Annotated in this window: 10 protein-coding genes; 8 read left to right on the forward strand and 2 right to left on the reverse strand. The window is 72.3% G+C overall.

The window, feature by feature from the left end:
* Positions 1–16: 16 nt before the first annotated feature.
* From QFZ76_RS15845 to QFZ76_RS15875, 7 genes are all read left to right on the forward strand, one after another.
* Positions 17–1,636, forward strand: a complete 1,620-nt coding sequence (locus tag QFZ76_RS15845; protein WP_307674347.1) for a hypothetical protein — start codon at positions 17–19, stop codon at positions 1,634–1,636.
* Positions 1,629–2,573, forward strand: coding sequence for an NADH-quinone oxidoreductase subunit H (locus tag QFZ76_RS15850; protein ID WP_307674348.1), 945 nt, complete (start codon positions 1,629–1,631; stop codon positions 2,571–2,573). The genes QFZ76_RS15845 and QFZ76_RS15850 overlap by 8 nt, the downstream gene beginning before the upstream one ends.
* An 86-nt stretch (positions 2,574–2,659) precedes the next feature.
* Positions 2,660–3,220, forward strand: coding sequence for an NADH-quinone oxidoreductase subunit J (locus tag QFZ76_RS15855; RefSeq protein ID WP_307674349.1), 561 nt, complete (start codon positions 2,660–2,662; stop codon positions 3,218–3,220).
* Positions 3,217–3,522 (forward strand): NADH-quinone oxidoreductase subunit K, encoded by a 306-nt coding sequence (locus QFZ76_RS15860; RefSeq protein ID WP_307674350.1) that lies wholly within the window; start codon positions 3,217–3,219, stop codon positions 3,520–3,522. The genes QFZ76_RS15855 and QFZ76_RS15860 overlap by 4 nt, the downstream gene beginning before the upstream one ends.
* A complete protein-coding gene (locus QFZ76_RS15865) occupies positions 3,519–5,351 on the forward strand; it encodes an NADH-quinone oxidoreductase subunit L (protein WP_307674351.1) in 1,833 nt (610 codons plus the stop codon). The genes QFZ76_RS15860 and QFZ76_RS15865 overlap by 4 nt, the downstream gene beginning before the upstream one ends.
* Positions 5,352–5,356: 5 nt before the next feature.
* A complete protein-coding gene (locus tag QFZ76_RS15870) occupies positions 5,357–6,862 on the forward strand; it encodes a NuoM family protein (RefSeq protein ID WP_307680021.1) in 1,506 nt (501 codons plus the stop codon).
* Positions 6,859–8,283: an NADH-quinone oxidoreductase subunit N gene (locus QFZ76_RS15875; protein ID WP_307674352.1), complete on the forward strand. Its 1,425-nt coding sequence runs from the start codon at positions 6,859–6,861 to the stop codon at positions 8,281–8,283. Before QFZ76_RS15870 ends, QFZ76_RS15875 begins: the two co-directional genes overlap by 4 nt.
* Before the next feature lie 46 nt (positions 8,284–8,329).
* On the opposite strand, the gene QFZ76_RS15880 is transcribed toward QFZ76_RS15875, so the two are convergent.
* Entirely contained in the window at positions 8,330–9,820 is a 1,491-nt protein-coding gene (locus QFZ76_RS15880) for an MFS transporter (RefSeq protein ID WP_307674353.1), read from the reverse strand.
* Positions 9,821–9,888: 68 nt separating this feature from the next.
* Here QFZ76_RS15880 and QFZ76_RS15885 point away from each other — a divergent pair, with 68 nt between their 5' ends.
* A complete protein-coding gene (locus QFZ76_RS15885; RefSeq protein WP_307674354.1) occupies positions 9,889–10,548 on the forward strand; it encodes a TetR/AcrR family transcriptional regulator in 660 nt (219 codons plus the stop codon).
* 41 nt (positions 10,549–10,589) lie between these two features.
* Here the strand turns inward: QFZ76_RS15885 and QFZ76_RS15890 are convergent, their stop codons facing one another.
* Positions 10,590–11,090, reverse strand: coding sequence for a hypothetical protein (locus tag QFZ76_RS15890; protein WP_307674355.1), 501 nt, complete (start codon positions 11,088–11,090; stop codon positions 10,590–10,592).
* Between the last annotated feature and the right edge of the window lies 1 nt (position 11,091).

Genomic DNA, 11,091 nt, shown 5'->3' on the forward strand with positions numbered 1-11,091 from the left:
CCGGGGATGGCCGTGCGTGAGCACGCCCGCGGAGGCGGATCTCCTTGTGGTCCTGGGCACCGACCGCGCGGAGGACCAGGACTGGGTCATGAACCTGTGGCGCTCCATGCCGGCGCCCAAGACCCGCGTGCTGCTCACCGACGCCGAACAGGCCGCCACGGTCCTCGATGACGGGCTGGCCGCGCTCCGGGAGGGGAGAACTCCCCGGGAGGGCCACGAGAACCACATGGGTGAGGACCACCGGGGGCACGACGCTCACGGAGGGGGCATGTCCGCTGCCGACGGCGACGGCGACGGCAACGGCGACGGCGACGGGCGGGGTGAGGCCGAGGCCCCCGAGGGCGATGCGGATGAGCCACATGGGGGTCGAGAAGGCCACGGCGGGCACGACGGGCACGCCTACCACGAAGGGCACGAGGGCGGCGGGCACGAAGGGCACGAGACGGCCCACGGGGACGAAGGGCACGGCGAAGACAGCGCGCACGAGACACACGGCGGGCACGAAGGCCACGAGGCGCACAGCGAGCACGAAGGCCACGGGGCCCATAACTCGCACAGCGGGCACACCGGCCACGAAGGTCACGAAGCACACGCCGGCCACGAAGGCCACAAGGCCCACGAGGCGCACAGCGAGCATGAAGGCCACGGCAGCCACGAGACCAACGCCGGACACGACGAGCACGAAACGCAGGCCGAACACCACGGCCCCAACAGCCACGCATCGCACGCCGGCCACCACAGCCCCCCGTCACACACCGGCCACGACATGCACAGCGCCCACCACGGCCACGCAGGCCACGACATGGGCGGACTCATCGCCGGTCTGCCCATGGCGGATCGCGCCGACGACAGGGACGGGCTGAGGCTCGACCAGTTGCACGTGCCGCTCGGTCCCGGCCTCGTCGACTGGCCCGCGGGGCTGGTCCTGCGCCTCACACTCCAGGGCGATGTCGTCCAACAGGTCGGCGTCGAATCGGCGGAGTCGACGGAATTGACGGAATCGACGGCTCCCGCACCCCCGCCTCCCCCCTTCTGGAGCGAGCCCTGGCTCCGTGCCGTCGCGGGCGAGCGGGTGACCCGCGGCGAGGCGGCGCGGCGGCTGTGCGCGGCGCATCTGGACAGTCTGGGCAGGTTCTTCGCCGTGGCGGGGTGGGCGGACATGGCCGCCCGTGCCCGGCACGTACGGGACAGCGCACTGGCAGGGGCGGACGCCGCCGAACTCACCGCTCTCACCCGGCCCTTGATCCGCCGGGCCGAGCGCTCGCGGGCCCTGCGATGGCTGACCACCGGACTCGGAGCGCTGCCTGCCGAGCACGCGGCGCATCTCGGGGTCACCGGTCCTGCCCTGCTCGCGGACGGGGACGCGTACAGCCGGATGCTCGTGTGGCTCGACGCGGTCGCGCGGAGTGCGGCCGCCTGTGACGACGACACCAGCACCGTGGGCCAGGCGGACACCATCGGCCCGCGCGGGCGTGTCGATACGTCGACTCTGCCGCCCTCTCGACCACTCCTCAACGCGCTGCCCACTCTCCTGGAGGGCACCGAGTTCGCGGCCGCGCGGATCGTCGTCGCGAGCCTGGACCCGGACCTCGACGAGTTGGCGTACGTTCCGGCGGCGGGGGTGGCCCATGGCTGAACGCACCCCGCTGTGGGCGGTCTTCGTCCTGCCTGCGCTGCTCGTCGCGGTCGCTCTGGTGATGGCCGGCCTCGACGCCGTACTCGCGGCCGGGGCGCGGAACGGGCGGCCGGGGTCCCTGCGTGAGGCGGCCGTCCGCGCGACGGGGCCGGGCCGCGAGGTGCTGCGGCAGCTCGTGCAGCAGCCGCGGCGGACCCGGGCGTCCGACGTACCGCTGGCCCGGATCGGAGCGGGTCTCCTTCCCGTCGCGGCGGTCCTGGCCGCCGTCGTCCTGCCGCTCGGCTTCCGGTCGGTGAGCGATCTACCGGAGGGGATCGTCTGGTTCAACGCGATGGAGGCGTTGGCGTGGGCGGCGGTGTGGCTGGCGGGCTGGGGGCCGAACTCGGCGCTCTCACTCATCGGCGGATACCGGTTCCTGGCCCAGGGGCTGGCGTACGAGCTGCCGCACATGCTCGCCATCACCACGGCGGCGCTGGGCGCGGAGTCGCTGCGGGTGGGCGAAGTCGTCGACGCCCAGGCCGGGTTGTGGTTCGCGGTGTGGATGCCGGCGGCTTTCGGGATCTATCTGCTGAGCGCGATGGCGATGGCGTTCTGGGGACCGTTCGACCAGCCCGTCGGTCATGACGTCGCGGGTGGCGCGGCCTCCGAGCTGTCCGGTGCGGACCGGGTGCTCTTCCTCGGTGGCCGCTGGCTCCTGCTGGTCGTGGCGGCGGCGTTCAGCGTGCCGCTCTTCCTGGGCGGCGGGCACGGGCCGCTGCTGCCCGGCTGGCTGTGGACCGTACTCAAGACGGCAGCCGTGCTGGCCTTCCTGGTCTGGGCCCGTCGCAGGGTCCCGACCCTGCGCATGGACCGCTACCTGGAGCTGACCTGGGTCGTGCTGACCCCGCTGGCCATCGTGCAGGCGCTGGTCGTGGCCGTCGTGGTCCTGAACCGATGACCCCGATGAACCCAATCAACACGACGAGCCCGACGGGCCCGATGAGCCCGATGAGCCCGATGACGAGAGCGAGGTGTCGTACGTAAATGAATGTCGCGGTCTTCTGGACGCTCGCCGTCCTCGCGGTCGTCAGCGGCGTGATGGTGTTCCGCTTCGACTCCATGGCCCGGGCGACGTTCTCCCTGCTGGCCTCGCTGCTGTGCGTGGGCGGTCTGGTCGTGCTGCTGGGGCTGGACTACCTGGGCATCGTCATCGTGCTGATGATGACGATCGAGATGGCCATCATGGCGGTCTTCATGGTGATGTACATGATGAATCCGGCCGGGCTGATGCCGATGACGATGATGCACAACAAGAAGGGTGCCGCTGTCGTCTGCGGCCTCGTCTTCCTGCTCCTCGCCGCCGGAATCCTGTTCGCGCCCTGGCCCGCCCGGCGCGGGAAGGCTCCCGCCGACCCCACCATGGATCTCGGCATGTCCCTCATGGGCCCGCAGATGCTGACCATGATGACGCTGGGCATGGCCCTGTTCGCGACGATCGTCGCCACGGTGGTGCTGGCCACCCGGCGGGGACGGTACGACCGGCTCGGCGACGACCTGCGGGCGCGGCGCGCGGACGATCCCGTACGAGGCGGTGTCGGCCGGTGAGTCTGGAACTGTTTCTCCTGCTCGCGGGCGCGCTGTTCTGCGTCGGCCTGTTCGGAGCCCTCACCCAGCAGTCGATCGTGATGCTGATGATGGGCCTCGAACTGATGCTGGGCGGGGTCATCCTGGGCGCCGGGGCCGTCTGGCACTACGTCGCTCCGGCGGCGGCCGACGGCCAGGTACTGATCGTCCTCGCCGTCACGGCGATGGCCCTGGAGATGGCGGTCGGGTTCGCCGTCGTCACCGCCCTGTTCCGCTCGCGGGAGGTCGACATGACCGACATGGCAGCGGAGTTGAAGGAGTGAGCGCCCTGCTGTGGGCGCTGGTCGCCCTGCCGCTCGGCACCGGTGCGCTGCTGCTCGTCGCGGGCCGGCGGGCCGATCGCGCGGCGCCGGCCGTTGCTCTCGCCGTGACGGCCGCCGCCCTGGGGCTCGCCATCGCCGCGGCCTTCCGGCATCCGGCCGTGCGGGCACCGTTCCTCGACGGGCTGCCGATGCGGTTCGCGGTGGACGGTCTGTCGGGGGTACTGGTGATCACGGTCACCGCCGTCACCCTGGCCGTCCTCCTCTTCAGCGCGGCGGAGTTCGGCGCCGACGAGGCCCGGGCGCGCTTCTTCGGGCTGATGCTGCTGTTCGCCGGGAGCATGCTCGCCACGGTGACCGCCGCGACCCTCCCGGTCCTGCTCATGGGCTGGGAGGTCATGGGCGCCACGTCATGGGCGCTGATCGGCTACTGGTGGCGTGACCCGGAGCGGACGAGCGCGGCCGACACCGCGTTCCTCACCACTCGTACCGCGGACCTCGGCCTCTACCTCGCGGCGGGCGCGGCGCTCGCGGGCGGCCAGGACCCGACCCTCTCGCTCGACGGCCTCGCGCGCGCCGACGACCCGTGGCTGTCCTTCGTCACCGCCGGTCTCGTCGTCGCCGCCTTGGGCAAGTCCGCCCAACTCCCCTTCAGCTTCTGGCTGTCGAAGGCCATGCAGGGCCCGAGCCCGGTCTCGGCGCTGCTGCACTCGGCGACGATGGTCGTCGCGGGGGCGTATCTGCTGCTGCGCACCGGACCGCTGCTGGACGCCTCCGGCTGGGGCGACGACGTCGTCGCGTGGACGGGCGCCGCCACCGCGCTCGGCCTGGGGCTCGTCGCCGTGGCACAGACCGACCTCAAGCAGCTGCTGGCCGCGTCGAGTTGTGCCCAGATCGGCTTCATGGTGCTGGCCGCCGGAACCGACGCGACCTCCGGCGCCACGCTCCAGCTCATCGCCCACGCGGCGGCGAAGAGCCTCCTCTTCCTCGGCGCAGGCGCCTGGCTCACCGCACTGGGCACGCAGCGGCTCCCCGAGCTGCTCGGCGCCGCCCGCCACAGCCGGACGGTCGGCGCGGCCTTCACCGTGGCCGCGCTCACCCTGGCCGGACTCCCCCCGCTGTCGCTGTGGGCCGCCAAGGACCTGCTGCTGGCGGGAGCCCTGGAGCACAGCCCCTGGCTGTACGCCGTCGGGCTGGCCGCCGCCCTCCTCTCGGCGGTCTACAGCACCAAGGCCCTCTGGTACGTGTGGCAGCGCCCGGTGTCACGGCCCGATGCCCGCCGTATCCCGGGCGGGGCCGTGCCGCCCTTGGTCCTGCTGGCCCTGGCCTGCGTCGCGTTGACACCGCTGGCCTTCCCTCCCCTGCGTGACAGTGTCGATCGTGTCCTCGTGGCCTCCGGCCAACCCACACCGCACGCCTGGGAGCTGGCTGTCTCCGGAGGTCTGGCTCTGCTCGCGGCCGCGGCCGCCTGGACTTGGGGAACGCGCCCGCCCGCGAAGTCGCTCTTCGCGGACTGGCTGCACCTGGAACGCGCCGCGCACGCCCTCCTGGTCGTCCCCGTGATGCGGCTCGCGCACCTGGCCGCCGCGGTCGACGACCGGGTCGTCGACCGCGCCGTCGACGGTTCGGCAGCGGCCGCCCTGCGGTGCGCCCGCTGGACGGACGGCGTCGTGGAGCGTGCCCTCGACGGCACGGTCACCGCCCTCGCCGCCGGTACCCGCGCGCTCGGCCGCTGGTCCCGCCGTCCGCAGACCGGCCAGCTGCACCAGTACCTCGCCCAGACCGTCGCCGCCTTCACCGTCCTCGCCGTCGTGCTCGTCCTCGTGAGGTGACCCACTTGCTGACCGCCCTCGTCTTCGCGCCCACGGCCGTCGCCCTGCTGCTGTTCGCACTCCCCCGCCGTACGACACCGGTGGTGTTCCGCGCCGTCTGGGTGGCGGTGTCCGCCGCCGAGCTCGCTCTGGTCGTCGCCCTGTGGGCCGGGTACGACACGAGCGGGGGCATGCAGTACGAGGAGCGCGCCCGCTGGATCCCGAGCGCCGGCGTCGGCTACCACGTCGGCGTCGACGGGCTCTCCCTGCCGCTGCTCGCCCTCACCTGCCTGCTCTTCCTGGCCTGCGCGCTGTACTCCCTGCGCGAGAACCGCCGTATCCGCGAGTTCGCCGCGCTGTTCCTCTTCCTCCAGACCACCTGCCTGGGCCTGTTCGCGGCCCTCGACCTGATCCTGTTCTTCGTCTTCTTCGACCTGTCCATCGTGGCGATGTACTTCGTCATCGCGGGCTGGGGGCACCGGCAGGCGGCCCGGGCCGCGCTGAAGTTCTTCCTCTACACCTTCGTCGGTTCGCTCGCCCTGCTGCTCGGCTTCATCGGCCTCTACCTCGCCGCGTCGCCGCACACCTTCGACATGGTCGAGCTGACCGAGCAGAACCCGCTCGCCGGACGGTCCGTCTACGGCGCGTTCGTGCTCCTCGCCGTCGTGGTCGGCCTGGCGGTGAAGACCCCGACGGTGCCCTTCCACACCTGGCTGCCGCCGGCCCACGTCGAGGCACCCGCCGCCGGTTCGGCCATCCTCGCCGGGGTGCTGCTGAAGATGGGCACGTACGGCTTCGTCCGCATCGCCATGCCCATGCTCCCGGAGGCCTGGCGGCGCTACGCCCTGGTGCTGGTCGTCATCGGCGTCATCTCGATCCTCCACGGCGCCCTGGTCGCCCTCGCCCAGACCGACTTCAAGCGGATGGTCGCCTACACCTCCGTGAACCACATGGGGTACGTCGTCCTCGCGGTCGGCGCCGCGGCGGCCACGGCGGACAGTTCCGAGCAGGCCCGCTCCCTCGCCGTCACCGGAGCGGTGACGCAGATGGTCAGCCACGGACTGCTCACCGGCGCGCTGTTCCTGCTCGCCGGGGTGCTCTACGAGCGCGGACGGACGTACGACATGGGCGCCTACTCCGGACTCGCCGCCGCGGCCCCGGCCTTCGCGGCCCTGACCGGCGTCGCGGCCTTCGCCTCCCTCGGGCTGCCCGGCTTCTCCGGCTTCATCGCCGAGTTCCAGATCTTCACCGGCAGCCTCGGACCACGGCCGGTGGCTACGGCGCTCTCGGTGCTCGGCATCCTCCTGACGGCCGGGCTGTTCCTGCGCGCGCTGAGGCAGGTCTTCACGGGGCCGTTGCGGCTGCCCGACGCCCCGGGCACGCCCCGCGTGTTCCCCGACATCCGCGCGCACGAGGCCCTGGCCGTCGTACCCCTGCTCGTGCTGGCCGTCGTCCTCGGCGTGGCACCACGCTTCCTGCTCGACGTCATCGAACCGGCCTCCCGGTCCGTCCTGGAGCTGCTCGCCCGATGACCGAGATGAACGAGAACCCGCTCGACCTCCTGCCCGAGGTCCTGCTCGCCGCGTCCGCCGTCCTCGGCCTGCTGCTCGGCTCCTGGCTGCCGCGCGCCCGGCAGTGGGCGGTCGGTCTGCTGGCGGTCCTCGCGTGCGTGGCCGGGATCGTGGCCGCCTCGGTGGCCGCCGCCGAGCCCGCCACGACCGCCTTCGGCGAGGCCTTCATCGTCGACCCGGTGACCAGCACCTCCCGGATCGTGGTCCTCGCCGGTACGCTCCTCGTCCTCGCCGTCTCCTTCGGCCCGCTGCGCGGGGACCCGCGGGAGAGCGAGTTCTACGTCCTGCTGCAACTGGCCGCCCTGGGCGCGCTGATGATGGCCGGGGCCCAGGACCTGCTGCTCCTCGCCTCCGCGTACCTGCTGGCCAGCATCCCCGCCTACACCCTCGCCGGGTTCCGCAAGGACGGGCCGGGCACCGAAGCCGCCCTGAAGTTCTACGTGATCGGCGCCCTGCTCGGCGTACTCCTGCTGACCGGGATCACCGTCCTGTACGCGGCCGGGCGCGGCACCGGTTACCCGATGCTCGGGGAGGCCTTCCGGGACGCGCCCGAGGCGCTGCTGGCGACCGGGGCGATCGGGCTGCTGGCGGGCGTGCTGTTCAAGGCGGGCGGCGTGCCCGCGCACTTCTGGGTGCCCGACGCCGTGCAGGGCAGCAGCCCTCCGGTGGCGGCCCTCCTCACCACCATCCCGAAGATCGGGGCACTCGCCGCGCTCTTCCGCCTCGGCGAGGCGGTGTTCGCGGACAGCACGCTGCCGTGGGCCGCGCTCGTCTCGGTCCTCGCGGCCGCGTCCATGACGCTCGGCAATCTCGGGGCGTTCTTCCAGCAGGACGTCAAGCGGCTGCTCGCCTACTCGACGATCAGCCAGGTGGGGTACCTGCTCATGCCGGTGGCCGTCGCCGGACGCTCGGACCTCGCCCAACAGGCCCTGCTGTACTACCTCGCGGCGTACACGGTCACGAACCTCGGCGCCTTCGCCGTCGTCTGCGCGCTGCCGCGTGCGCAGACCCTGGAGGACTATCGAGGACTGGCCAGGGAACGTCCGCTGCTCGCCGCGAGCCTGGTCGTCTGTCTCCTGGGCTTGGTCGGTACCCCGCCCACCGCCGTCTTCCTCGGCAAACTCGAAGCCTTCAGTGCCGTGGTCGACGGCGGCTACGCCTGGCTCGCCGCGTTGGCCGCCGCGAACACCGTGGCCTCGCTCTTCTATTACCTGCGGTGGATCGTGCCCGCGGTCTCGCGGGGCGGTGGCTCGTCGTCGGAGGAGGCGGCGGCGGCGGTCGAGGGAGACCGGACGGCTCGCGTCGTGGCGTACGCCGCCGCGGCGGTCTCGGTCGGGCTCGGCCTGGCGGCCGGGCCCGTCCTGGACGCCCTGGCGGCGTGACACGCGCTGTTCCCCCTCCCCCTGAGGGCACCAAATCACCTCGCGGTCAGTGGGCCATGACCGGCCCTTGCGACGGGTCCGGCCGCCCCGCAGGCAGCAGCAGCGCACCCAGGGCGGCGACCACCGCGGCGATGATCGCGCACGCGGTGAAGGCGTTGTCGAAGCCGCCCGTTCCTGCCACCGCATCCGCGCCTCCGCCTGCGCCACCGCCTTCCAGGCTCGCCCCGGCGATGGTCGAGATCACGGCGACACCGAGCGCCGCGCCGAGCTCGTGCGAGGTGCTCACCAGGCCGGAGGCCAGACCCATGTCCTCGTGCGGCAGCCCGTTCATCGCGGCGGTGGTGGCGCAGACGAAGGCGGTCCCGAGGGCGAGCGACAGCAGCACGAACCCGGGGACGAGCTCCGTCCACACGCCGCTGTCCGCGTCCAGGCGGGTCAGCAGGGCGGCGCCCACAGCGGTCAGCGCGAAGGCGACCACGCCCACGGGGCGCCAGCCGAGCCGTGCGACGAGGTGCGAGGCCGCGTGCGCCCCGATCGTGATGGCGACGGCGACCGGCAGGAAGACCAATCCCGTCTTCAACGCGCTGAATCCCAGGACGTGTTGGACGTAGAACGAGCTGAGGAAGAAGCTCGCGATGAGCAGTCCGGAGGCGGCCAGCATGACCACGCTCCCGCCGACCAGCGAGCGCCGCGCGAAGATCGCAAGCCGTACGAGCGGTTCGCGCACCCGGCGCTCGACCACCACGAAGGCGGCCGCCGACAGCAGGGCACCGAGCAGGGGCAGCCAGGCGCCCGGCGCGTCGAAGCCGTCGTCGCGGGCCTGGACCAGTCCGTAGATGAGCAGGCCGGGCGCGGCCGTGAGGGTGAGCGCCCCCGGAAGGTCGAGAGAGCCGCCCCCGCCGGAAGGAGCCACCAGCTCACGGGAGTTGCCGAGCAGCGCCGGCACGCCGACGAGCGCGACCAGTCCCACCGGCACGTTGATGAAGAACACCCACTCCCAGCCGGGCCCGGACACGAACACCCCGCCGAGCAGCACTCCCACGGCGGATCCGGCGCCGCCGATCGCGGCCCAGACGCCGAGGGCCTTGTTCCGGTCGGGCCCGTGGAACAGGGCCGTGACGAGGGCCATCGCGGCCGGTGACATCAGGGCCGCGCCGACACCCTGGGCCGAACGGGCGGCGATGAGCATCCCACCGCCCGCGGCGAGCCCGGACGCTATGGACGCGGCGGTGAAGACGGTCAGCCCGGCGAGGAAGGCCCGCAGCTTGCCGACCGCGTCCGCGAGCCGCCCGCCGAGCAGCAGCAGGCTGCCGAAGAACAGGGTGTACGCGGTGACGACCCAGGTGAGTCCCGAGCCGTCGAGATCGAGGTCCTCGCCGATGGTCGGCAGGGCGACGTTGATGACGGTCACGTCCGCGATCAGCATGAACTGGGCGAGGCAGAGGAGGGCCAGCAGCCGCCAGCGGTGTGGATGTCGGGCCGGCAGACCGGCGGCATGGGCGTGTGCGTGGGCGTGCGAATCAGAAGAAGCACTCATGAACTGAACGGTACAGTTCATGAGAACTGAACTCAACTGTTCAGTTCAGTTGGCGATAGGATACGGCCATGAACCACGAGGCAGCCGACGCCAAGCGCCCCCCTTCCGGAGCGCGGGCCGAGCAGAAGCGAGCGGCGATCATCGCGGCCGCACGGGAGACGTTCCTCAAGGAGGGCTTCTCGGCCGGCATGGACCTGATCGCCGCGCAGGCGGGCGTGTCCAAGGTGACCGTCTACAACCACTTCGGCAGCAAGGAAGCCCTGTTCACCGCCGTCGTCGCCGACGCGCTGGACGCCCCGCTCAGCGGCACCCTGGCCCCCGCCATCGATCAGCTCGCCGAGGCGGACGACCTGCGCAAGGCCCTCACCGAGGCGGCCCAGGCCTGGGTCAAGGAAGTCCGCGAGAACCCCGACGTCCTGGCCATGCGCAACCTGGTCGCCCGTGAACTGCACCGCTTCCCCGACCTGGGCGCCGCCTGGCAGCACCAGGCCCCCGGAGGCCACCACCCGGCCATGGCCGGCGCCCTGGAACACCTCGTGTCCAAGGGCCGCCTCACGATCCCCGACATCGAGGTGGCCATCCTCCAGCTCTACTCACTGCTGCTCTTCCCGCACCTGGTCTTCAGCACGTACGGCACGGAGATCAACGCGGACCTGACCGGCCGGCTGATCGCACACGGGGTGGAGATGTTCCTGGACCACTACTCGTACCGGCCGACCAACGCGTGAACGCCGTCGGTTCCGCCCACACCGCAGAGAGCGGCGGGCCGTCAGACTCCCAGCCGATCGAGGAGCCGGAAGAACAGCTCCTCCGCGAAGTCGGCGTCCTCCACGGCGAAGACCTCGAGGAGGCCGGCCGGGTCGGGGGTGAGTCCCGCGTCTCCCGCCCAGGACGCCGCGGCGCGCGCGGCCGCCTCCGGGAGCGGGAACTCGGCGGCGAAGTCCTCGTCGTCGTCCTCGCAGTAGGCCTCGGCGGCCGCGCGCACCAGGCAGGCCCGCCAGTAGCCACCGCCGGTGGAGTGTCCCTCGACGAAGACCGTGTCGCTGTCCAGCACGTACCCGGCCAGGGCCGGTGCCCCCGTCTCCTCCGCCAGGTCGGCGAGCAGTGCCGGGCCGTCGTCGGCCAGTTCCGGGCCCGGGTAGCGGCCGATCTGCCAGCCGCCGGGCCGGTGCTCGTGTTCGTCGATGCCGTCGTGCCGCTCGACGACCGCCTGGAGGTCGTCGAGCGGGGTGTCGCCGCGGCACACGACGAAGGACCCCCAGAAGCCCACG

This window comes from Streptomyces sp. V4I2 (assembly GCF_030817655.1).
GTDB lineage: Bacteria > Actinomycetota > Actinomycetes > Streptomycetales > Streptomycetaceae > Streptomyces > Streptomyces plumbiresistens.

Coding starts and splice junctions, on each gene's coding strand:
- QFZ76_RS15850 (WP_307674348.1), top strand. CDS start 1,629: ATGGCTGAACGCACCCCGCTGTGGGCGGTCTTCGTCCTGCCTGCGCTG.
- QFZ76_RS15855 (WP_307674349.1), top strand. CDS start 2,660: ATGAATGTCGCGGTCTTCTGGACGCTCGCCGTCCTCGCGGTCGTCAGC.
- QFZ76_RS15875 (WP_307674352.1), top strand. CDS start 6,859: ATGACCGAGATGAACGAGAACCCGCTCGACCTCCTGCCCGAGGTCCTG.
- QFZ76_RS15880 (WP_307674353.1), bottom strand. CDS start 9,820: ATGAGTGCTTCTTCTGATTCGCACGCCCACGCACACGCCCATGCCGCC.
- QFZ76_RS15885 (WP_307674354.1), top strand. CDS start 9,889: ATGAACCACGAGGCAGCCGACGCCAAGCGCCCCCCTTCCGGAGCGCGG.